At 45.1% G+C, this 24,629-nt stretch carries 21 protein-coding genes; 20 read left to right on the forward strand and 1 reads right to left on the reverse strand.

Features of this window, described 5'->3' with window-relative positions; all coding sequences use genetic code 11:
• The first annotated feature begins 3 nt into the window (after positions 1-3).
• From FC61_RS01890 to FC61_RS01945, 12 genes are all read left to right on the forward strand, one after another.
• Entirely contained in the window at positions 4-1,512 is a 1,509-nt protein-coding gene (locus FC61_RS01890) for an FGGY-family carbohydrate kinase (RefSeq protein ID WP_021741852.1), read from the forward strand.
• Between the two features lie 69 nt (positions 1,513-1,581).
• Positions 1,582-2,484, forward strand: a complete 903-nt coding sequence (locus FC61_RS01895; RefSeq protein WP_162251066.1) for a sugar-binding transcriptional regulator — start codon at positions 1,582-1,584, stop codon at positions 2,482-2,484.
• A 244-nt stretch (positions 2,485-2,728) separates the two neighbouring features.
• Positions 2,729-3,424, forward strand: coding sequence for a hypothetical protein (locus FC61_RS01900; RefSeq protein ID WP_021741854.1), 696 nt, complete (start codon positions 2,729-2,731; stop codon positions 3,422-3,424).
• 563 nt (positions 3,425-3,987) lie between these two features.
• The gene (locus FC61_RS01905; RefSeq protein ID WP_052471882.1) at positions 3,988-4,260 is read left to right on the forward strand and encodes an NAD(+) diphosphatase; all 273 of its coding nucleotides are present in this window, start codon (positions 3,988-3,990) and stop codon (positions 4,258-4,260) included.
• 924 nt (positions 4,261-5,184) lie between these two features.
• Positions 5,185-6,045, forward strand: a complete 861-nt coding sequence (gene ylqF / locus FC61_RS01910; RefSeq protein WP_042516736.1) for a ribosome biogenesis GTPase YlqF — start codon at positions 5,185-5,187, stop codon at positions 6,043-6,045.
• Entirely contained in the window at positions 6,038-6,811 is a 774-nt protein-coding gene (locus FC61_RS01915) for a ribonuclease HII (RefSeq protein ID WP_021742524.1), read from the forward strand. Before ylqF ends, FC61_RS01915 begins: the two co-directional genes overlap by 8 nt.
• A 39-nt stretch (positions 6,812-6,850) precedes the next feature.
• Positions 6,851-7,741, forward strand: coding sequence for a DNA-processing protein DprA (gene dprA, locus FC61_RS01920; protein ID WP_021742525.1), 891 nt, complete (start codon positions 6,851-6,853; stop codon positions 7,739-7,741).
• 134 nt (positions 7,742-7,875) lie between these two features.
• Entirely contained in the window at positions 7,876-9,987 is a 2,112-nt protein-coding gene (topA, locus tag FC61_RS01925) for a type I DNA topoisomerase (RefSeq protein WP_015473756.1), read from the forward strand.
• Between the two features lie 164 nt (positions 9,988-10,151).
• The gene (xerC, locus tag FC61_RS01930; protein ID WP_011667573.1) at positions 10,152-11,087 is read left to right on the forward strand and encodes a tyrosine recombinase XerC; all 936 of its coding nucleotides are present in this window, start codon (positions 10,152-10,154) and stop codon (positions 11,085-11,087) included.
• Between the two features lie 3 nt (positions 11,088-11,090).
• Entirely contained in the window at positions 11,091-11,633 is a 543-nt protein-coding gene (gene hslV, locus FC61_RS01935; RefSeq protein ID WP_021742527.1) for an HslVU peptidase proteolytic subunit, read from the forward strand.
• A 17-nt stretch (positions 11,634-11,650) separates the two neighbouring features.
• Positions 11,651-13,063 (forward strand): ATP-dependent protease ATPase subunit HslU, encoded by a 1,413-nt coding sequence (hslU, locus tag FC61_RS01940; protein WP_111705402.1) that lies wholly within the window; start codon positions 11,651-11,653, stop codon positions 13,061-13,063.
• 97 nt (positions 13,064-13,160) lie between these two features.
• On the forward strand, positions 13,161-14,033 hold the full coding sequence (locus tag FC61_RS01945; protein ID WP_021742529.1) for an aldose 1-epimerase family protein: 873 nt from the start codon (positions 13,161-13,163) through the stop codon (positions 14,031-14,033).
• A 53-nt stretch (positions 14,034-14,086) separates the two neighbouring features.
• Here FC61_RS01945 and plsY read toward each other — a convergent pair whose 3' ends face one another.
• Complete coding sequence (gene plsY, locus FC61_RS01950) at positions 14,087-14,710, reverse strand: glycerol-3-phosphate 1-O-acyltransferase PlsY (protein WP_024855009.1); 624 nt, start codon at positions 14,708-14,710, stop codon at positions 14,087-14,089.
• Between the two features lie 260 nt (positions 14,711-14,970).
• Here plsY and parE point away from each other — a divergent pair, with 260 nt between their 5' ends.
• From parE to FC61_RS01990, 8 genes are all read left to right on the forward strand, one after another.
• Entirely contained in the window at positions 14,971-16,938 is a 1,968-nt protein-coding gene (parE, locus tag FC61_RS01955; RefSeq protein WP_011667578.1) for a DNA topoisomerase IV subunit B, read from the forward strand.
• A 67-nt stretch (positions 16,939-17,005) separates the two neighbouring features.
• Complete coding sequence (parC, locus tag FC61_RS01960; RefSeq protein WP_042516778.1) at positions 17,006-19,408, forward strand: DNA topoisomerase IV subunit A; 2,403 nt, start codon at positions 17,006-17,008, stop codon at positions 19,406-19,408.
• Positions 19,409-19,542: 134 nt separating this feature from the next.
• A complete protein-coding gene (locus FC61_RS01965) occupies positions 19,543-20,508 on the forward strand; it encodes a LysR family transcriptional regulator (protein WP_011667580.1) in 966 nt (321 codons plus the stop codon).
• Positions 20,509-20,536: 28 nt separating this feature from the next.
• Positions 20,537-21,466 (forward strand): manganese-dependent inorganic pyrophosphatase, encoded by a 930-nt coding sequence (locus FC61_RS01970; protein WP_011667581.1) that lies wholly within the window; start codon positions 20,537-20,539, stop codon positions 21,464-21,466.
• Positions 21,467-21,613: 147 nt separating this feature from the next.
• The gene (locus FC61_RS01975; RefSeq protein WP_011667582.1) at positions 21,614-22,189 is read left to right on the forward strand and encodes a matrixin family metalloprotease; all 576 of its coding nucleotides are present in this window, start codon (positions 21,614-21,616) and stop codon (positions 22,187-22,189) included.
• A 153-nt stretch (positions 22,190-22,342) separates the two neighbouring features.
• On the forward strand, positions 22,343-22,786 hold the full coding sequence (msrB, locus tag FC61_RS01980; protein ID WP_021742533.1) for a peptide-methionine (R)-S-oxide reductase MsrB: 444 nt from the start codon (positions 22,343-22,345) through the stop codon (positions 22,784-22,786).
• A 27-nt stretch (positions 22,787-22,813) separates the two neighbouring features.
• Positions 22,814-23,347 carry a peptide-methionine (S)-S-oxide reductase MsrA gene (gene msrA, locus FC61_RS01985; protein WP_021742534.1) on the forward strand — a complete coding sequence of 178 codons (534 nt, stop codon included), beginning with the start codon at positions 22,814-22,816 and terminating at the stop codon, positions 23,345-23,347.
• 15 nt (positions 23,348-23,362) lie between these two features.
• On the forward strand, positions 23,363-23,803 hold the full coding sequence (locus FC61_RS01990; protein ID WP_021742535.1) for an NUDIX hydrolase: 441 nt from the start codon (positions 23,363-23,365) through the stop codon (positions 23,801-23,803).
• Positions 23,804-24,629: the final 826 nt, after the last annotated feature.

Consider the following 24,629-nt stretch of genomic DNA (forward strand, 5'->3'; position numbering starts at 1 on the left):
ATCATGTCTAAATATATATTAGGAATTGATATTGGTACTTCAGGTACCAAAGCTATTTTGATGACCACCACTGGTGAAATTGTTGCTCAAAAGAAAGATAACTATTCATTTATGACGCCACACCCAGGGTGGGCAGAATCTAACGCCGAAGACTGGCTCAATGCTGTTACGGCTGTGATTCGAAAGCTATCATCACACGTTGATGATGACGACATTGTCGCTATCGGAATTGATGGATTATATGGCGGTTCCGGAATCCCGGTTGATAAAGACGGTTCTGTATTAGGCCCCGCTTTGATTTGGATGGATCGTCGGGCAACTGCTGAAACAGAGCAAGTTAAGCAACTTGTCAGCGACAAGGAATTAATGGATGTAACCGCTAATCTGGCTGATCCATATTATGGTTATACAAAACTTATGTGGTTAAAGAAGCATAAACCCGCTCTTTATCAACAAACAGATCAATTCTTACCACCCGAATCATTTATTATTAGAGAACTAACTGGTCAGACAAGTATCAATTATTCGGCTGCTGGGAATTTAGCTGGTATATTTGATATCAACAAAGACGAGTGGTCAACAGAGCTTGCCGATAAACTAGGCCTAGATGTTTCCAAGTTACCGCAGAAATTTGTGACAAGTACCGAAATAGCTGGCCAAGTCACTGAAGAATGGGGACAACGACTTGGTATTAAGTCTGGTACGCCAGTATTCAATACTGGTGTCGATGTTGGACCGGCAACCGTCGGAACCGGTGTTATTAAACCTGGTAAAGTAACGGTGGCCTTGGGAACTTCAATGAATGCTGCGCTGGTCACTAAGAAGCCGTTGTGTAATAATGGTCTCATTATTTGGCCATACGCTTATAACCCCAAAGGCCTATATTATAACTTTGCTGGTGCTAATACTGCTGGCGCTATTGTAGCTTGGTTCGTTAAAGAGTTTGAACGTGACTTTGATGAGAATGAAGGGCCAAAAGAATTAGATTTTCAAAGCGCTGATACTCCAGCTGGCAGTAATGGCTTACTCGTTTTACCGTTCTTCATGGGTGAACGCAGTCCATTATGGAATTCAACGGTTCGTGGTACTGTTTTAGGGTTATCTCTTAAGACAACCAAGTATGAGTTATACAACGCTTTTCAAGAAGCAATTGCTTATTCAGTACGTCAGAGCATCGAGACTTTTGGTGCTGATATTGGTAATGAAATTACCTTAGTCGGCGGGGTCAGCAACTCGAAGAAGATGGTCCAGATGATCGCAGATGTCACTGGTAAAACAGTTCTAACAACCAAGTCAGGTGGCGAGGCCAATTTGGGTAGTGCAATCTTAGCGGGTATTGGTATTAACGCGGTTGACCCTGATGATGTTTCAGATTGGATAAAAATCGACCAACGGATTGTTCCAAATTCTAATCGAAATTCATTGTATAATAAGTATTTCCAGATGTACCAATTGGCGTATAATAATGTTAAGGATTTCTACAAAGACTTTTCAACTATCAATAATGAGTAGCATTATTCTTAGGAGGTTTTTACAATAAGTACCCTTAACAAACGTAAACAAATGTTGCGACTCGCCAGATTGTATTATGTTGAAGGCGTTAGTCAAAATCAATTAGCAGAACGAGAGGGAATTTCTAAGGCAACTGTGTCTAGAATGCTTTCATTAGCGCGTGAAAATGGGTTCGTCACAGTTACTGTGAATGATGGTCTACGAGATGCCAATGTGTTGGCCAATCAGCTACGTGATATTTATCCAGACGTTCAGTTTACTGTTGTCCCGACTTCCCATAATGACCGAACAGAGATCCTTGATAAAGTAGCACTTGCAACAGCTCATTATTTAGATAGTTTAGTCAAAAATGGTGACATTATTGGGTTTGGTGGAAGTGAGATACTAAATATGATTGCAAAATATCTTACACCAAAGGATGTACGGGATGTTGTAGCTTTGTCCTTAACAGGAATCATTGTTAACCCTAACTGTGAGTCAATTGCTTATCAAACAGGCGTCAAATTAGCTAATGCATATCAGACTGATGCCAATTTTTTACCCCTACCGATTATTTTCGATGATATTGCTGCAAAGGAACTTGTTGAAAAAGAAGGACTCATCCGTCACCTCGAAAAACTTGGGCGCCTAGCAAATATCGCGTTAATTTCACTAGACTCGATAGAAGACAGTTCATTTTTAAATCAAATGAATTACTTTAAGGATGAGCAGAAGCGAAAAATAACTGAGAAGGCAGTTGGTGACATATTGGGACATTTTATCAATAATAATGGCGAGATCATTGATCCTACCTTAGATGAACGTGTAGTAACCACGCCCCTTAACAATCTTAAACATAAAGAGTATTCTATTGCTACAGTGCATAAGGTTGAAACTGTTCCAACACTTAAAGCTGCCTTGAAGGCTGGCTACTGTAACAAGGTTTTTATCGATCAGTATAGTACACAAGTTTTACTAGATTCATATGTTTAATTAATCCAAAAATCAACCCGATTTTTCCCAATAGTTTAGAATCATCTAGTTTAAGATTGTTTTCTAGGTAACTTGTCATGGCTCTTTGTCAACTAGTGTTGATGGAGGGATTTACGTGGAACTTCGTTCGCTTGCGAACGGGGTTCTTTTTCTTTATGTCATAGAATTATTTTTTGTTTTGTGTGAGAGTTGGTAAGTCGTATACTTAAGTAAGCATATTAATAAATCACTGGAGGTAATCAAGATGGATGAGCATGAGCAGCAACGACTCGAAGAGCTGGCTGAGCGAAGACGACCCGCTTTGGAAATTCGTGCGGAGATGGCGGGGCTTCAAGATAAAAAATACCGAGAAGGCCGAAAATCTCTGGCGACGTCTAAAGAGCAGGTACAATTTCTTCTTAATCTATGGTCGGAAGCTGCCAATCAGCATTTAGCGGGAGAACCCATTCCAGTGGACCTGCATAAATACTCGGGATTGGATCAAAGTGGCTACGGAGAAAATTCAATGAATAGGTTTATCGACGGTGTTCACCAGCAAATTATCCAAGCCGTTGGTGACCGAGACACGTACAAATATTTATGGGTTACCCAGCGTCAAGATGGCATGGTCGTCACGGTGGGGCAGACTTCTTTTAAAAAGGTGTTACATAAGGGTAAAGAATCCACGTCTAACAGTGATGACTTATTCAAGCAATTAAAGCGGCCAAGTGGGACGGCATCTATGGTTTTATGGCATTATCCTAGCGACCAGACAGACGCTGAAATCAACGAGTATCTACGAACTTATTTAAAATGGGCGTGGATTATTCCCGTTAACCTTGATAGGGCAACTGACGGTGAGACAGACCGTAAAAAAATTTCTCGTTTGGAGACCAAGTTGGGTGACTATTTAATTCGTAAGGATGTCCCTATTTTGAATTTCTATTCGCATCGCGCTTGAAGAAGCCCAAATTAATAACGACACGAAAAAGCGATCACCACATCAAATTCAGTGGTAATCGCTTTTTTCGGTGTCAATATTAACAGGCTATAGCTACTGATTAGTGATCTCGTTGGCCCGCTCAATTAGCGAAACAAACTGTAGAATAGTCTCAACTTGTTCGTCAGACAAACCACCTATTTTAAGTTGTTTTTACTATAAATGAGAACGATAAATCTAAAGTTAGTCTAACTAAAGAAATGCTTTAATTCCGACAGAGCCAATTATTGTAAAGCCAAGTATACTGAAATCAAGTACGCCAGCTCCAAGTGCAGCAGGAAAAAGGCATTCAGTCGTTGAAAAAATTATTGGAAAGTCACCACAAACTGGAGAAAAAAGAAGTGTATTACTTTTTGCTGGAGTGGGTATTGCTATATTAGGTGTTTACTTAATGAAAAAAATGGTAAAGGGGTGGTCTATAAAGTTAATATGGACGTGCATTGCCATGTCGTTCTTGCGGGCATAAAATTTATCCTGAAATTTCTCCAGTCATTGTTGTGGCCATTACGAATGGAGATAAGATTTTGCTTACAAAGTTTTTAACGGGTTATAAAAAACACGCTTTACTTTCCGGGTATGTTGAAATTGGGGAAACGCTTGAGGATACAATTAACAGAGAGGTTTCGGAAGAAGTGGGACTTTCTGTCCACAATATTAGGTATTATTCTAGCCAGCCCTGGGCTTTCACCCATTCTTTATTGATGGGTCTTACAGCTGAGTTGGATAAAGACTTGGCAATTAATCTCGAAACTGATGAGATTTCTAAAGCCCAGTGGTTTGACCTGGAATATGATTAAAGCTTTCCGAAACCATGAATTTTAGATTTTTAAAATAATACAGTCTGGATAACTTTTGTGGCCTTAGCTATCAAGTCGTTATCCAGACTGTATTTATATAGAATCGATATGAAATTAAGAAACTTTCATCTTGGTAACCTCAGATTCAGTATGTTTAAAGTATTTTAATTAGCATTTGTCCTTTTTTATCAGAAATGAAAGCGTCAAAATCCCCCCTGAATTGGATTTACTCCAGCTCAAAGGGGGATCAACTTGACCTTTGCCAAATATTAGCCGCTATTTTGAATAAGGTACGAGTTCGGTATCGGCATAATATAATTGTTGTGTACCGTTAAAACGCACTAAATATTTATTGTCCTTTTCATTGAAATAAATAACAGTTCCAATGACCTTGGTTGCCAAGATGGTTACAACGTCGCCCACTTTAAAGCTTTGCATGGAATCAATCCTTTCAGAAATGTCCTCAGCTTTTAAGGACTTCCGCATCTGGTCCAAAGATTGTATCAATTACCAATTCCTGTGTATAATCAATTTCAGTATACTCCTAAAAGAATATGCGGGTGTTAGCTGGACAAATATAATTTTTTATTTGCATAGACTGACTGGTAGGTAAAGCTTAAAGTATGCCCACCAGGTTATTGCCAGTGAATTTCTACTGTGGAGATAACATACGTATCTAAAGTAACCCCAAAAATGATAGAATAGAGTACGTCAGACTTCTATTCTTTCTCCCTCTATTCCTAGAAGTGATAAGATGAGTGGGCAGGGCATGTGAAGAAAGAAACTACGGACGGTTACACACATTCTCAAAAGAAGTCTGTTTCAGTAAGTGATAGCTTTGCTGTAATTCGGAAAGACATATGGCAAATTCTAGGAAATAAATTGATGTGCTATAAACGTTGATATAACAAAGGAGTACAAATTATGAGTACCATTCAATGGTTCCCCGGGCATATGGCCAAGGCCATCCGCCAAATGGAGGAAAATATTCACCTTGTCGACATCGTGTTTGAACTAGTCGACGCACGGATTCCCGCTGCTTCCCGTAATCCGGAAGTGACGCGGATTGCCAAAAACAAGCCACATCTCATTATCTTAACCAAGAAGGATTTGGCCGATCCGCAACAGACCGCAGCTTGGTTGACGTATTACCGTGAGCAGCACCAGCCCGCTATTGCGATCGATTCGCGGGCTAACGTGACACCCAAGCAAATTACCAAAATTGCGGCTAGTATTCTCGCCGACAAGCTCGCAGCCGAAAAGGCCAAAGGGCTGAAAGAACGACCAATGCGGGCCATGACCGTTGGGGTTCCCAACGTGGGAAAGTCCACACTGCTGAACCATTTAGTTCAGCGTAAAGCCGCTCAGGTGGGCGACACACCAGGAGTGACTAAGGGCCAACAGTGGCTACGTTCCAGCAAGCACTTGGAGCTTTTGGACACCCCCGGTATCTTATGGCCCAAGTTCAAGGACCAAGAAACGGCGCAAAAACTAGCATTGACTGGGGCCATCAAAGAAAAGCTATATGCCAAAGATGATGTAGCGTTATTTGCCTTGAACTTCTTTCGCCAATATCACGCCGATGCATTGATTGACCGCTACCATTTGGCAACGAGTGACCTAGAACTTAGTGATGTTGACTTGTTACTGAAAATTACCGAAAAAGTTGGGATGCGCGACGACTATGAACGGGCTAGTGAACGATTAATTTTAGACGCTCGGCGTAAAAAGCTGGGTGGTTTTACCCTTGACCGTGCTCCACGAGCAGCTGACGATCATGAGTAAACAACCCAGCCTGGCCCAACTTAAACAAGACTTAGCCGATATTGCCGACCTCAATGATAGCCGTCTTACGTCGTTAGCGACCGATTCACGCAAAGGGGCCCAACTACTCCTAAAACAGATTCAACACCGACTGGCGAAAGCTGAGGCCGCTGAGCAGGCCTTTCAGGAACGTTTGCACTACGAACGGCCGTTTTGGGCCCGTGGTGAACGGGTTGCTGGTATTGATGAAGTCGGCCGTGGCCCATTAGCTGGACCAGTCGTGACGAGTGCAGTTATTTTACCACCGGATTTTGATATTCCGCTAGTTAATGACTCCAAGCAACTAACTGCCAAAGAACGGGAACGCTTGTATCCCTTAATTCTAGCTCAAGCCCAGTCGGTTAGCATTGGTATCGGTAGTCCAGCACTCATTGACCAAATCAATATTTACCAAGCCACTCGGGTCGCTATGCAACGCGCTGTCTTGGGATTAGGCCTCGCACCTCAGCAGCTCATTGTGGATGCGATGCAGATTCCCGTTGACGTCCCTCAGATTCGGTTGATTAAGGGGGACGCTAAGAGCGCCAGTGTAGCAGCCGCTAGTATCGTCGCGAAGGTTTATCGAGACCATTTAATGGCCACTTATGACGAACTTTACCCGGGCTACGGCTTTGCCCAAAATGCGGGGTATGGTACGGCTGAGCATTTACAAGGCTTAGCCGATCGCGGCGTTACCCCGATCCATCGTCGAACCTTTTCACCCGTTCAAAAAATTTTACAGGCTTAATCACGGAGTTAACCCGAAAAGGGATAAGGAGGTTGCGATATGCAACTGCCACTTCGTGATTTTTTTCTGCGCTTACCATTACTAACTGGGGTTGGTCAACAGACCCGGCGTGCTTGCTGGCACTGGCTAACGGAACACCCAACGATCACGGCATTAACGCCGGCTAATCTGAATCGTCTCTGTCAAGAGGCGGCTATTTCCGCTGATCGCACCCAATTACTGCAACAGGTCTTCACGCCCCAATTAGCTAAACACGTAACTGAAAATCAGCGGCACACGGGCTGTTTGACCATTGTCGATGCTGCTTATCCAGAACAGTTACGCGAAACTTATGCACCACCCGTCGTCCTCTACTATTTAGGCGATCTCCGATGGCTAACGGGGCCGCAACTGGCTGTCGTGGGCTCACGGCAACCCAGTCCTTATGCCTTACGTGCCATGCGCCGGTTATTACCGCAAGTCGTCCGTCAGCAGGTCTGTCTAGTATCCGGTTTGGCTCAAGGCGTGGATACACTGGCACATCAAGCGGCATTAGCCCATCGTGGTAAGACAATCGCCGTGATTGGAACCGGGCTTGATCATTGTTATCCGGCCGGTAATCGCGATCTCATGACGGAATTGGCCCACCATCATTTAATCATATCTGAATATCCCTGGGGGACGGCTGGCGCCCGCCATCACTTTCCAGAACGTAATCGAATTATCGCCGGGCTCTCACAAAGCACTTTGGTGGTCGAAGCCGCTCGCCACTCGGGCAGTCTAATTACGGCTAATATTGCCTTACAGGAGAACCGAAATGTTTTGGCCGTTCCGGGGAGTTTGGACAACCCCAATTCGGTCGGAACCAATGAATTAATCTTGGCCGGGGCGAAACCAATCCTGAATTCTGAACATATAATAGAAGAAGTTTTAGTTGACAAGCGACTATGACTTGAAATATTATGTGTGAGATTATAGTGAAAGATTTAGCGAGCGAGAAGTTCGCCAGGAAAAATAATGCGATAGGGACCACGATCCGCGTCAGAATGGGATCCGCTGTCTATCATACGAGGGAGTAATGTGAGTTGCCGACAAAAGCAAAACCAAAAGCTAAAACCAAAACGCGGCGCAAACCGCAAAAAAAGTTAGTGATTGTTGAGTCACCGGCCAAAGCAAAAACAATTGAAAAATATTTAGGCCGAACTTATAAGGTGGTTCCGAGTCTGGGACACGTCCGGGATCTTCCAAAAAGTTCGATGGGGGTTGACACGGAAAATGACTACGATCCCCATTACATTTCCATTCGGGGTAAGGGTGATGTGATCAAGGGACTACGCTCAGAAGCCAAAAAGGCCAAAGCCGTCTACCTCGCATCTGACCCGGACCGTGAAGGAGAATCGATTGCTTGGCATCTAGCTCACGTGTTAAATCTGGACGTGACGGATAAAAACCGGGTGACATTTAATGAAATTACCAAGGATGCCGTTAAAGAGGCCTTTAAAACACCACGCTCCATCGACATGAATTTGGTTAACGCCCAACAGGCCCGCCGAATTTTGGATCGCCTAGTGGGATATTCCATTTCACCCCTACTGTGGAAAAAGGTCAAAAAGGGGTTAAGTGCTGGTCGGGTACAGTCAATTGCCCTATCTTTAATTATTCAACGGGAAAAGGAAATTAAAGCCTTCATCCCCGAAGAATATTGGACGATTGACGGTGAATTCAAGAAAGCACGGCACACATTTGCTGCCAGCTTTTACGGCTTAAACGGTAAAAAGACGGGCTTGAAGGATAATGATGCGGTACAAGCCGTATTGAGCAAGCTCGACAAAAAGGGGAACTTCGACATTACCAATGTTGTCCGTAAGGAACGCAAACGGACCCCTCAACCACCATTCACCACCAGTTCTATGCAACAAGACGCTAACCGGAAACTAAACTTCCGGACGCGAAAGACCATGATGGCCGCTCAACAGCTTTACGAAGGGATTAACCTCGGTAAGGAAGGCACGCAAGGGCTTATTACCTATATGCGGACTGACTCCACACGGATCTCTAATATCGCCAAGCATGAGGCATCCACGTTCATTCATGAAAAGTACGGTGCTGAATACGCGGCGACTAAGCCAATCAAAGGAAAATTGCCAGAAGGGGCGCAAGATGCCCATGAAGCGATTCGTCCAACATCTGTTTTCCGGACACCAGCTAGCCTAAAGGAACGGTTGACCAAGGACCAATTCCGGCTTTATCAACTCATCTGGAATCGATTTGTGGCCAGTCAAATGACGAATGCCATTATGGATACCATGGCTGTAACGTTGGAACAAAACGGCGTCACTTTCCGGGCTAACGGGTCTAAAATGAAGTTCGAAGGGTTCTTAAAAATCTATAAGGACGGCAAAGAAAAGGATAACCTGTTGCCCGACCTAGAAATCGGCGATCAGGTCAAATTAGCGAAAACCGATCCGGCCCAACACTTTACGCAGCCGCCTGCACGGTATTCCGAAGCCAACTTAATCAAGGCCTTGGAAGAAAATGGTGTCGGTCGGCCATCGACCTATGCCCCGACATTGGATACCATCCAACGTCGTTACTACGTCAAACTTGTCGGTCGGCGGTTCGAACCAACCGAATTAGGAGAGATCGTCGATGGCATTATCAACGATTACTTCCCTGATGTGGTTAACGTTGACTTTACCGCTGATTTGGAACACGAATTAGATGGGATTGAAGACGGCAAACAAGATTGGGTGAAAGTCATTGATAGTTTCTACAAGCCATTCTCAACCGAAGTGGCCCATGCCGAAGATGCGATTGAAAAGATCCAAATTCGGGATGAACCAGCCGGGTTTGATTGTGACATTTGTGGTGCGCCAATGGTCATCAAGATGGGCCGCTATGGTAAGTTCTACGCTTGCTCACGGTTCCCTGATTGTCGCAACACGAAGCCAATCGTTAAGGAAATCGGGGTGACTTGTCCCGTTTGCCACAAGGGTGAAGTGATCGAACGAAAGTCAAAGAAGAACCGGATTTTCTATGGTTGTTCCCGTTATCCGGACTGTGACTTTGTCTCTTGGGACAAGCCAGTCGGTCGTGACTGTCCTAAAGATGGTCATTACCTCGTTGCCAAGAAGATTCGGGGCGGTAGTCAAATTGTCTGCCCAAATGGCGACTACGAAGAAGCACCCCAAAAGTAAAGATTAAGCAAAACACGGCAACCTGCCAGACTATATCTGGTCAAGGTCGTCGTGTTTTTACGTTGTTGATTGCTCTAATTTATTAAAGTGTACTGGGTTTTTGATGAGTTAGTTGAGTTTTTTAAGTCCGTTTGCTAGCATTAACACAGACAGGAGGGGGTAGCTTGGATCGGGCGATTACAGCTTTTATGACGTATCTCAGTGGTGAACGCCAGTACTCTGCGGAAACGGTTAAAGCTTACCATGAAGATTTAAGTGAGTTTGTCCAGTTCTTAGCCGATAATGGTGGCGAGAAACCCTGGACAGCCATCGATCAATTGGATGTTGAGGTTTATCTGAGCGACCTGTATGATCGGCACTATGCGCGAACCACGATTGCGCGGAAGCTATCGACATTACGGTCACTGTATAGTTTTCTCATGAGTAATGGGCAGGCACAAGATGATCCCTTTGCCTATGTACAGCTCAAACGTCATCAGAATCATTTACCCCGTTTCTTCTACGAACGGGAAATGACGGCCCTGTTTACCGCAGCCGCGGCTAATCCGAATGAACAGCTTGCCACGCGAGATACCGCGTTGTTAGAAGTTCTTTATGGCACCGGTATCCGGGTGAGTGAGTGCGTTAACTTGGCCCTGTCGGAGATTGACTTTGACGGCCGGATCATGTTGATTCATGGGAAGGGCAATAAGGAACGCTACGTCCCGTTTGGCCACTACGCCAGCGATGCGTTGCAAACTTATTTTGACACTGCACGAACCCCATTGATGGCGCAGTACCAGCAAGATCACCCCTACGTGTTCATCAATCACCGAGGACAACAACTCACGTCCGCCGGTGTGACGTACCTGTTAAATCAAATAATCAAGCGTAGTACGCTAACAACGGATATTCATCCCCATATGTTGCGGCATACGTTTGCGACTCATTTACTAAATCGCGGGGCTGATTTACGCTCGGTGCAGGAACTATTAGGCCACAGTAGTCTATCAACCACCCAGATTTATACCCACGTGACGCGCGAACACTTACAACGAGATTATCGTCAATTCTTTCCGCGAGCAACGTCAGAACACACATCATCAAAGGAGACGGATTAAATCATGCCAGTAAAATTTGAAGCAACGACCATCTGTGCTGTCCGGCACAACGGTCACAATGCTATGGCCGGCGACGGTCAAGTAACCATGGGTGAAAAAGTTATTATGAAGGGGACGGCCCACAAGATTCGCCGGATCTACAACAATCAAGTTGTCGTTGGCTTTGCCGGCAGCGTGGCCGACGCCTTTAACCTAGAAGAAAAGTTTGAAGCCCAACTTAATGAATACAGTGGTAATTTACAACGAGCAGCGGTTGAACTCGCTAAGCAATGGCGTTCCGACCAGGCTTTGCAAAAGCTGGAAGCCTTACTCATTGTGATGGATAAGGATGAAATGCTATTGGTTTCCGGTTCAGGTGAAGTCATTGCACCAGACGACGACATCTTAGCCATTGGATCTGGTGGTAACTTTGCCTTAGCTGCAGCAACGGCACTTCATCACCACGTCACGGATATGAGCGCTAAGGAAATTGCCGAAAGTGCCATCCATATTGCCGGTGGCATTGATATCTTTACCAACGAAAATGTTATTTCAGAAGAACTTTAATGAACGGGGGATTTACCGTGGACGCAATTGATAAAACACCAAAAGAAATTGTCGGCTTATTAGACCAATATGTGATTGGCCAAGATGAAGCCAAAAAGGCGATTGCCATTGCCTTACGTAACCGTTACCGGCGGATGCAACTTGATCCCGCCATGCAAGAAGAGATTTCACCTAAGAACATGTTAATGATTGGACCGACCGGGGTCGGGAAAACTGAAATTGCTCGGCGATTGGCCAAGATCGTCCACGCACCTTTCACAAAGGTTGAAGCTAGTAAGTTCACGGAGGTCGGCTATGTCGGTCGTGACGTCGAATCAATGGTCCGTGACCTAGTCGAAGTCTCCGTTAGCATGCAAAAGCAAGATCAATTTAAAAATGTTCGGGCTGATGCGACCCAAGCGGCCAATAAGCGTTTGGTCAAGCTACTCGCACCAGCCAAGAAAAAAGAAAATAAGAACAACAATGATTTTGCCAATATGATGAATATGTTTACCCAGATGCAAAACGGGCAAACACCGACGGCACCAAATGATCAAGAGGAAGTCACCGATGAGATTCGTAATGAACGCTTATCGCTGACGGAACAGCTGAATCAGGGATTACTCGAAAACCACATGGTGGAAATCGAGATGGATGATCCCCAACAAGCTAATGCGACAGATAACAACATGCTGGGCCAAATGGGCATCGACCTAAATGACACGTTAGGGTCCATCATGCCGAAGAAGCGGATCAAACGAACGGTAACGGTTGCCGAAGCTCGTGAGATTCTGGTGGCTGAGGAATCCGAAAAGTTGGTCAACAACGCTGATATCAATCATGATGCGATTAAGCGGGCCGAGAATACGGGGATTATCTTCCTGGATGAAATTGATAAGATTGCCAAGGGCAGTAGCCAAAATAGTGGTGACGTCTCCCGCGAAGGGGTTCAACGCGATATTTTACCAATCGTAGAAGGTACCCAGGTTAAGACCAAGTATGGGACCATCGATACGGATCACATTCTCTTCATCGCAGCTGGTGCTTTTGCCGAGTCTAAGCCAAGTGATCTGATTGCGGAATTGCAAGGTCGTTTCCCAATTCGTGTAGAACTCAACGATCTTAGCAAGGCCGACTTCGTTCGCATCTTAACGGAACCCAACAACGCTTTGATCAAGCAATACATTGCGCTGATTGGGACCGATAATGTGAAGGTAACCTTTACCATGGAAGCCATCGAAGGAATTGCGGAATTAGCCTTTGAGCTAAACCATGAAAACCAAAACATTGGTGCTCGTCGATTACAAACGGTCTTAGAAAAATTGTTGGAAGACCTCTTATACGAGGGACCAGACATGGGGACCGGGGATGTCACGATCACCGAAAGCTATGTTAATGATAAAATCGGTGATATCGTCCAAAACAAGGACCTATCACGATATATTCTGTAATTTTTTAAGGACCAAGACACGTTTGTCTTGGTCCTTTTGTGTAGATGGCGTATGATAGTAGATGAATGCTCTATACCAATTGTGCAGGAGGAATTAGATGCTCACCCTTAAGAATGACTATCTGACCGTTAAAATCAATCCACTTGGCGCCGAGTTAACCAGTGTGGTCGATAATGAAACACAACTCGAATATATGTGGCAAGCTGACAAAGCCTACTGGGGACGGCATGCGCCGATCCTGTTTCCAATTGTGGGCCGTCTACAAGACAATCAATACCGATTAGGCGAAACGACCTATCACATGACCCAACACGGGTTCGCTCGTGACCGTGAATTTACGGTCATCGATCAGACCCCAACGCAAGTGACACTGGAATTAACGGCTGATGACCAAAGTTGGGCCTTGTTTCCAGCAGACTTCACGTTAACGGTGACGTTTGAACTCATTGACCATCAATTACGCTTCTCAGCGGATGTCTTTAATCCAGCAACCACCACGCTGCCATTTTCTATCGGCGCACATCCGGGATTCAATGTGCCGTTAGGGGATGCCTTAGCGGACTTCACGGATTATCAAGTGACCGTTTCACCGAAAAAGACGTATCAGCGCGTGCCACTGGTTGGTCCTTATAGTGACAGCCAGCATACTGAGCCACTCGATCTGACCCAACCATTAGGACTAGATCACGGGTTATTTGCCCATGACGCGCAAGTCCTGACCCTTGATAGCGAGACGACCGTCATGTTAAGTACGCCAACTAATGACCACGGGGTAGCACTAACAACCACGGCGCCTTACTTGGGAATTTGGTCACCTTATCCCAAACAAGCTCCCTTTGTTTGTTTAGAACCTTGGTGGGGATTAGCTGATGATGTCCAGGCCACCGGTGAGTTGACGACCAAGGTCGCCATTCATCATCTGGCAGCGCAACAACATTTCCAAGCTGCCTATCAAGTGACTTATTTTTAAACAAAAAGGACCCATCCGACTCAGTAAACCAGTCGAATGGGTCCTTTTTCAGGTTATTTAGCTTGCCGGCGATGATAACCCCGGCCGAAAGGAACCATTGATTCAGTTCCTTGACGAATCCGTTGAATGTTACTGCGATGACGATAGAAGACAAAAACAGTCAAGACCAGCGCAATGCCGGTTAAGTACCAATCCTGAAACACTAACGAGATCAGGGTAATCAAGGTAAAGGCAATCATGCTAGCAAGGCTGACTATGCTAGTCCAGTAGATTAAGCTGACCCACAAACCAGCGGCAATCACAAACATAATGGGGTTATAGGCCAAGAGCATCCCCGCTGAGGTCGCGACGGCTTTGCCCCCCTTGAAGTGATCGAAGATGGAAACGGTGTGCCCTAAGACCGCAAATAGTCCAAATAACAGGGGTGTCGCCGTTCCCAAGACCGTCTGAACGTGAAACACTATTGGCAATAACGTCGCCACTGATCCTTTAGCGATGTCCAGCACCATCACAATGGTTCCCGCATAGGGGCCTAAGACCCGATAAGTATTCGTTGTGCCAATATTTCCAGACCCCGCCTGACGGATATCCGTTTGAAAAAAGGCTTTACCAACCCAGACGCCATTAGGAATCGCTCCGAGAAGGTAGGCCACGATGAGTAAACCAATCAATTTCACAAGTTTTCCTCCGCTCTGAACTGCGATGACGACCGCCAATCAGGTAATCGTTACCGCTAAGCTGATTTATATTCTAGCATGTTTTCACGAGAACGCCAATATTCTATGGAATCTCTAGCCAGTTTTTAGTTTCCTGTGGTATGATTATGAAGTTATTGAATACCTCTGCCTAGCCGTTTAGTCCGTTTATTTGAACATACGTTCGGTTAGGGGTAAACTACCAGTATCATCTAAAAAAGTAAAGTAAAGGGGATTTACGCATGGCGAAAGCAAAACCAAAATATGACGATTCCTCCATTCAGGTTTTGGAGGGATTGGAAGCTGTCCGTAAACGTCCAGGTATGTACATCGGCTCAACTGACGGCCGGGGCCTGCACCACTTGGTCTATGAAATTGTTGATAACGCCGTTGATGAAGCATTGGCGGGTTATGGCAAGGAAATTAATGTCACGATCCATCAGGACAATAGCATCACAGTTGTTGATCACGGTCGGGGGATGCCAGTGGGGATGCATGCCTCAGGGATTCCAACACCCGAAGTTATTTTAACAGTGCTACACGCCGGAGGAAAGTTCGGCCAAGGTGGCTACAAAACATCCGGTGGACTCCACGGGGTGGGGGCTTCTGTCGTGAACGCCTTGTCTAGTTCATTAACGGTGACCATTGTCCGTGACGGCGTTCGTTATCAGGAAAAGTTTGCTAAGGGCGGTCATCCACAGGGCACTTTAAAGAAATTGGGTAATACGCGTGCTCACAACGGAACGACCATTGACTTTAAGCCCGATAGCCAAATCTTTACCACAACTGTTTATAACTTCGGCACCCTAGCGGAACGGTTACGTGAATCTGCCTTCTTATTGAAAGGCGTCAAGATTACCCTAACGGATGAACGCGAGGGGCAAGAACGCACCGAAGAATACCATTTCGAATCCGGAATCAAAGAATTCGTCAGTTACCTGAACGAAGATAAAGACACGTTAGGTGACATCATGTACTTTGATGGCAGTAAAGATGGCATTGAAGTAGAAGTGGCCGCGCAATACAACGATGGCTACACTGAAAACCTATTATCATTCGTGAACAACGTGCGGACCAAGGATGGCGGGTCACATGAGGCCGGCATGCGTAGCGGCTGGACCAAAGCCTTTAATGAATATGCCCGTAAAGTTGGCCTGCTCAAAGAACGCGACAAGAACCTCGAAGGGACCGATGTCCGTGAAGGGTTATCTGCCGTCATTTCGTTGCGGGTACCCGAAGACCTATTACAGTTTGAAGGGCAAACCAAAGAAAAGCTGGGCACGCCTGAAGCACGAACGATTGTTGATAGCATCATTAGTGAGCAATTAGGCTACTATTTGATGGAAAATGGCGACTTTGGCAAGATGTTAATCAAAAAGTCGACCCAGGCTCGCCAAGCACGTGAGGCGGCTCGTAAGGCCCGTGATGAAAGTCGTAATGGCAAACGGCATAAGAAACATGAACGGTTGTTATCGGGAAAACTAACCCCTGCCCAATCAAAGAACGCTGCTAAGAATGAACTCTTCTTAGTCGAGGGGGATTCCGCCGGTGGTTCAGCCAAGCAGGGGCGTAACCGAAAGTTCCAAGCTATCCTGCCATTACGGGGGAAAGTCCTAAATACCGAAAAGGCCAAGTTGCCCGATATCATGAAAAATGAAGAAATTAGTACCATGATTTATACCATCGGTGCCGGTGTGGGAACTGAGTTTAATATCGAAGACGCCAATTACGATAAGATTATCATCATGACCGATGCGGATGATGATGGTGCTCATATCCAAATTCTTTTGTTGACGTTCTTCTACAAGTACATGCGGCCCATGATCGATGCTGGGCGAATCTACATTGCACTACCGCCACTGTATCGGATTCAAAAGACTGGGAAGAAACCGACGATTGAATATGCTTGGACGAATGATGAACTAAACGAAAAGACCAAGAAGATTGCGAATCACGGGTATCACTTACAGCGATTCAAGGGTCTGGGTGAAATGGACGCTGAACAACTCTGGGAAACGACCATGGATCCAGACAACCGCACACTTATCCGGGTCCAAATTGACGACGCAGCGCTAGCTGAACGCCGAGTGACAACTCTGATGGGCGATAAGGTTGAACCGCGCCGTAAGTGGATTGAAAGTAATGTACAATTTACCCTGGAAGATGACGATACCAGTTTGCTAGAAAACGATAAGACGTCAGACCAATAACCGGTGAAAGGAGTTAAATCTCGTGAGTGAAGGACAAAAGATTCAAGAACTTACTTTGGAAGAAGTCATGGGCGATCGCTTCGGTCGTTATTCCAAATCAATCATTCAAGAGCGGGCGTTACCGGATATTCGGGATGGATTGAAACCCGTTCAACGGCGAATCTTATTTGCCATGAACAAGGACGGTAATACCTACGATAAGGGCTTCCGTAAATCAGCTAAGTCGGTCGGAAATGTCATGGGTAATTTTCACCCCCATGGTGACAGTTCCATTTATGAAGCGCTAACCCGGATGAGTCAGGACTGGAAGGTCCGCGAACCACTCGTTGAAATGCATGGTAATAATGGGTCAATGGATGGTGACCCCGCAGCAGCTATGCGGTATACAGAAGCTCGGCTGAGTAAGCTAGCAGGAGAAATGCTACGCGACATCGACAAAGATACTGTCGAAATGGTCTTAAACTTCGATGATACGGAGTACGAGCCAACTGTCTTACCAGCGCGTTTTCCTAACTTATTAGTCAACGGTGCCACGGGAATTTCCGCCGGATATGCCACGGAAATTCCGCCGCATAATTTAGGTGAAGTCGTGGATGCCTTAATCTACTTGCTGAGTCACCCTAAGGCAACGCTAGAAGAATTGATGTCCTTTGTTCAAGGACCCGATTTTCCAACCGGCGGGATCATTCAAGGGAAAGATGGCATTGTTAAGGCTTATGAGACTGGCCGGGGGCGGATTGTTGTTCGCTCGAAAACGGCCATCGAACCGTTACGGGGAAATAAGAGTCAAATTACCGTGACCGAAATTCCTTATGAAGTTAACAAGGCGCAACTGGTCAAAAAGATTGATGAAATTCGCTTGAATAAAAAAGTTGAAGGGTTAGCTGAAGTTCGGGATGAAACCGATCGGGATGGTCTACGGATTGCGATTGAGCTAAAGCGGGATGCTGATGCGCAAGGGGTCTTAAACTACCTATTCAAAAATACCGAGCTACAGATCACCTATAACTTTAATATGGTGGCGATTAATCATCAACGGCCTGAACACGTAGGCTTAAAGACCATTCTAAGTGCCTACTTGGAACACCAACGTAACGTGATTACCAAGCGGACCGAATATAACTTACAAAAAGCCTTGGATCGGCAGCATATTGTTGTTGGTTTGATTAAAGCCTTGTCAATTTTGGATCAAGTTATTAAAACCATCCGGGCTAGCAAGGACCGTCGGGATGCGCGTGATAACTTGGTTGAGGCCTATGACTTTTCTGAGAAACAGGCTGACGCCATTGTCGCCTTACAACTGTATCGGTTGACTAACACCGATGTTACGCAGTTAGAGGCAGAATCCGCCAAGCTTTCCGCGGAAATTGAGCAGGATCATAAAATTTTGGCTGAACCCAAAACTTTAAACAGTGTCTTGCGCCAGGAACTCAAGGCAGTGGCCAAAGACTATCGCAATCCCCGTCGGACAGAAATTCAAGATGAGATTGAAGACTTGAAGATTAAGACCACGGTGACGGTTGCTGACGAAGATGTCGTGGTCTTGGTCAGTCACGACGGCTATCTTAAACGGTCTGGTGTGCGGTCATATACTGCTTCGGACCCAACTGATAATGGCTTGAAAGATGGCGATTATCCTATCTTCATGCAAAAGCTTAGTACCTTGAATCACTTGATGATGTTTACCAGCAAGGGAAACTTGATCTACCGGCCGGTTCATGAGATTAGTGATGTGAAGTGGAAAGAAACGGGTGAACATATTTCCCAAACGATTGGTTTAGCCGCGGATGAAGAAATTGTTGCCACCTTTGCTTTTAAGACACTCAAAGAACCCGGTCGTTTCCTGATCGCAACCAGTGATGGGTACATTAAGCAAACGGCCTTTGCTGATTTAACACCCGGTCGTACTTATAAGAGTCGTGCCGCCGTTTATGAAAAGCTTAAAACAGCGGAAGCTCGAGTCGTTGCGGTGAAGTATCTGACCGAACCTGTGGAACAGGGAATCCTGCTTATTTCTAAGAACGGGTATGCGCTACGCTACCCAGTCGATGAAGTATCGGTCAATGGTGCCCGAACCACGGGGGTTCGCTCAATGGATCTGCGTGACGATGACGAGGTCGTTAATTTGGCCCTCGTTACCGACAATGAAACCATCGCGTTAATTACGCAACGTGGGGCCTTCAAACGCTTAGCGATGAAGGAACTCTCTGTCACCAGTCGTGCGCGACGCGGAGTGATTGTGCTACGTGAACTGAAACGAGATCCGCATCGTATTGTTGACTTCATGACGATTCCAGCTGGCAATCCGCCATTGGAAATTATGACTAGTCGTGAACGGACACATGATGTTATGCCAACGGATCATCCCTTAAGCGGGCGGTATTCCAATGGCTCATTTGTCATTGATACGGATGTTGAAGGACAGCCGCTACAGCTACGCGTTAAGCCAGCTGAATTAGTTCTAGATTAGGGGTTAACCAATCACCAATTTGTGAGGATAAATCGTTGCGCTTTTACTGTAAACAGCCTATTATAGAGTAATAGTAACCATTAGACCAGCCTCATTAACCCCATGTCTGACTAGTCATAAGGAGAACGAAGCGGATGAAAACGAAACAGGAAAGTATCTTTTCTTCTAAAACTCTAACGTACTTTTTACAGTTGGCAGAAACGATGAATTATACGCAGGCTGCTCAGATTCTAGGAATTACGCAGCCCGCATTAACGCAACAAATTAAAAAGTTGGAACGGACCGTTGGCGCACCACTATTTTATTCGGTAGGTAAAAAGCTCCGCTTGTCAGATGCTGGTTATACCATGTTAGAAGCAACGCACCAAATCTATGGTATTCTCAATCAGGCGACTGATGAGATTCAGCAGTCGACAAGTGCGACCCAAGGTGAGATTAACATTGGGCTATTAGCTTCGGTTGAAGACGCGGTGTTTGAAGACTTCGCCATTGGCTTGTATCAAAGCAATCCTGATCTGAAGATTTCCTTTCACATGTTGACGCGTAAGGAGATTTGGGAACGGTTGGAGAATAACAAAATTGATTTGGCCATCATGTATTTGCCAGATGATTCTATCAAGAATTGGAAACCCTACGAATCCAAAAAGATCATTTCCGATGATTTATTGTTCATTCACCATGATGAGCAATTGTCTAAGAAACGGCGAATTAAGTTTAAGGACACCACGAGCCAGCCATGGGCGATGTATCCAGAGGGCTACTACCTGGATCAAACGCTTCACGAAGCTTACAAGAACCAATTGGCTGACTTCCCACAAGGGGTTGCTAACTTTACCACGCCTAACCAGTTGCTTCATTTTTCAATGGAAACGCAGGTCTCAACGGCTCTGCCCAATTCATTTATGATTGGACAAGATAACTTGCCGAATACCTGGACGGCACATTTTGAACCCAATATTCGGTTTGATTTAGCCTTCGTCTTTCGTAAGGGCAAGGCAGAAATTCCGCGAATTAGCCTTTTCTTGGCACAGTTTGACCGGTATTTGCATACCGATGACTACATTTCGCGGCTCAAACAACTTCGGAACCAATTAAATTAAAACTATTTGATAAAGGAGTTTCTATCACATGAGTAAAGCATTAATCTTTGGTCACCAAAATCCTGATACGGACGCTATCGTTGCTGCTAAGGCGTTTGCCTACTACCAAACCCAAATGGGCTTTGATGTTGAGGCTGTCGCTTTAGGCAATCCTAACATGGAAACAAACTTTGTTTTGAACCACTTCGACGAACCAGCTCCTCGAGTTATCAAGACAGTGGCTAACGAAGTTGATACGGTTATGTTAGTTGATCACAATGAAGCACAACAAAGTGTCAGTGATTTGGATAAGGTAATGGTTAGCCACGTTGTTGACCACCACCGGATCGCAAACTTCCAGACGGATCAACCTCTATACTACCGGGCAGAACCCGTTGGTTGCACGAGCACGATCTTAACGGAAATGTTTGACGAATCTAAAATTGAAATTCCCGCTAAGCTAGCTGGATTGATGTTATCAGCGATTATTTCGGATACGTTATTGCTGCAATCACCAACTACCACTGATGCTGACCGTGAAGCTGTCCGGGCTTTAGCTGAAATTTCAGGTGAAGACGTTCAAAGTTATGGGATTGCCATGCTAAAAGCTGGTACTAACCTGGCTGCCAAGAGCGACAAGGAACTCATTGATGGTGATGCTAAGTCCTTTGATATGGCTGGTCGTTCAGTACGGATTGGTCAAATCAATACGGTTGATTTAGCTGACGTTTTGGATCGGCAGGCTGGCTTAGAAAAAGAAATGCAAGCCGAAATGGCGGCTGATGGTTATGATTTGTTCATCACGTTAGCCACCAACGTGCTCAACAGTGACTCAGAAATGATCGTTGCCGGTGAACCTAAGTCAGTGATTGAAAAGGCCTTTAATACGACTTTGACGGATAACCGGGCTAGTCTTCCTGGCGTCGTTTCCCGAAAGAAGCAAGTGGTGCCACCACTGACAGCTGCTTTCAATGCTTAATTGAAAAGTCAATAACAATTCTTATAAGCGCTTCAGACCAATTTTTGATTGGTTTGGAGCGCTTTTGTTCGCTTTAATTGGTGCTTTCTTTATAATACGGATTGATGGTAGATGTTGTCAGTTTCCTTCGAGAGAGGGAATGGTCATATGATCAAAAACTGGTATCGTGGTAGTCTAATCGCTGTCGTTACAATCCTGTTGATGGTCACACAACTTGGTGGGAGCTCGGCATCCGCTAGCAGCACACCTTTTGGTCCAGAACGATTTAGCACCGATCATGCCACTTACACGATCAGTGCTCAGTCACCGTATTACCGGAGAATTTGGCAAGAAGCTATTAAAGCCTGGAACGAGACAGGGGCTTTTCATTTTCAAAAAGCAGACTCGGCAAGTGCGGCACAAGTAACGTTGAAGGTCGCTTCTAAACATGAAGCGGCCGCGCTAGGAGAAGATGTCGGTTTGACCGAATACACAGCCAAACAAAGTTATTTGCAACGGGCTACAGCCACGCTTAATGCTGCATTGCTACGTGAATATAACTACTCTCGAGCCAATCAGCTGGCCGTGGCGGAGCATGAACTGGGACACGTTATGGGATTAGCACATAATCCCGATAAGCACAGCGTTATGTACTATCGGAACCGTAGTGAGGGCATTCAACCAGTTGATATTCAGGGCGTCAAGCTACGCTATCAAACCCCTGCAGGTCAAGCATCTAATTAAAATTAGATTCATTAGTCGGGATTAAAAATCTCGACTTTTTAGGTTGTATAATTTAATTTATAAATGATAAGGCAAAATAGTTGTGTTTCTGCTGAATTTATTTAGACTTAAAGAAGTACCTTGAATTGTGCACAATTGATTGGAGGAATTTGAATGAACAAGCGTGAGAGTCAAGAAGATCTGAAGCAACGCTTAACTGCTGAGGAATATGCGGTCACCCAAAAGGCAGCGACGGAGCCAGCCTTTACTGGGAAGTACGATCAATTTGATCAGCCAGGGATCTATGTCGATGTTGTCAGCGGACAGCCACTATTTAGCTCGACTGATAAATATGACGCCGGGTGTGGCTGGCCATCTTTCACCAAACCAATCGATGCTGAAAACGTGCAGGAGAATACCGATCATTCATTTGGCATGATTCGCCAAGAGGTGTTGAGTACGGATGCGCACTCACACTTAGGTCATGTCTTCAACGATGGTCCAACAGAAGCTGGCGGTTTACGTTACTGCATTAACTCTGCTGCACTAAAGTTCATTCCGGCATCAGAGCTGGAAACACAGGGTTACCATGGTTTTGAAGCTTTGTTTAAGGACTAATAGATAATCGGCTAAGGGGGAATTTAAATGAGTGAATTTGAAACGGCTATTTTTGCTGGCGGCTGCTTCTGGTGTATGGTGCAACCGTTTGATACACAGCCAGGGATTCAATCCGTCGTGTCTGGGTATACCGGGGGACATACGGTTAATCCCACCTATGCTGAAGTTGCCAGTCATACGACTGGTCATACAGAAGCCGTTAAGATTACCTTTGATCCAAAAGTGATTAGTTACGCCCAACTAGTGGAGATTTATTGGCATCAAACTGATCCCACGGATGCTAGTGGTCAATTCCAAGATCGTGGTGATAGCTACCGTCCAGTAATCTTCGTTAATAGTCCTGAGCAACGTCGGGTGGCTGAAGCCTCTAAGGCCGCTTTAGCTGCTAGCGGCCAATTTGATGCACCCATTGTCACAACCATTGAAGAGGCTCAACCTTTCTATCCAGCGGAAGAAGAACATCAAGATTTTTATCGTAAGAATCCCTTCCGTTATCAGATTGAAGAAATGGGCGGCCGTCAAGATTTTATCAATCAACACTGGCGTGATAAAATAGACTAAAAGGATGTGACGCTGATGGGATATGTCTTAGATTTACGCCAGAAACTTGGCCAACAGCCACTCATCGTTGCCGGTGCAGCCGCCATTGTCCAGCAAGATCAGCAACTGCTGCTAGTCGAACGAACTGATAATCACTTATGGGGGTTACCGGCTGGATCCAAAGAATTAAATGAGGATCTAGCAACCACGGCTCGACGTGAGCTTCGCGAAGAAACTGGCTTAGATGGTGTTCAGCCACAATTACTAACGGTCGTAAGTGGTGCCAATATGCAATATACGTATCCCAATGGTGATCAAATTGATTCCGTCACAGCAGTTTATGCCTTGCAAGTAACGGGACAAGCGTTGCCAGATCATGACGAAACTAGCGCAACTGACTGGTTTGAACTTGATGACTTGCCAACAAAACTAACGCCGTTAACGCGTGAGATTTTAACACGATTAAAGCTAAACTAAATAAATGAAACCGCCATATGATTTACAGTAATTGTGTAAAGTCATATGGCGGTTTTTTAGGGAGCTATCGAGCGGCTAACCGGCAAAAAGTCATTAACACTCTACTTTCGATAATATATATTATGTAAAGTAGAGAAAATAATCCTTATTTGGCTAGGTCATATAAGCTACCCTCGTTTTGATTAGACGGTTTAATTTTGGTTAAACGACATTAGATTATTTGCTAGCATGTTTGGTCACCAGCAACCAGACGCTGATAACCGCTAATCTGCTACAGTGTCCAGCAAAAATTGCTTGGCGTGCTTATTGCTTTTCCTGAGTGGTTGCCTGGACGCAATCACATTAAACTATCTCCTAAGTCAATTGCACGCTGTTGCCTCATGATAAATTAGCCATCAGGCTTGCGTGTTGTGCGGACGCGTTGTGATGACCAGTCCATTTGAATGCTGAACGTGTGCTTAGAATCAACGTCAATAGCCATTGGCCAATACTGCTAAATTTAGATGTATCGGTTATATTCAAGCTAATACTGATATGACAGCGTTTATAAGGACTTTTTAAGTCAATATTGATGAAGTGTGACCGTTTTAAGTCGCATTATCCGCTATGAGATCGACGTTTCTAAGCGTAAAATTGCCAAGACATTGCCGTTTAACGGTAAATCCTAGCAAACTGTGGGACTATCCATTAATAGAGATGGCCAATCTCCTAAAAAGTAATCGGTTAATAAAGCCAACACTACTTTCATTAAAACAAATATTTTAAAGAGAGTACTTGATTAAAAATGACTGGGGACTTGCATAACTGTCAGTAAGTCAGTAAAATA

Origin of the sequence: Levilactobacillus brevis ATCC 14869 = DSM 20054 (assembly GCF_001433855.1) — a bacterium.
Taxonomy (GTDB): Bacteria; Bacillota; Bacilli; order Lactobacillales; family Lactobacillaceae; genus Levilactobacillus; species Levilactobacillus brevis.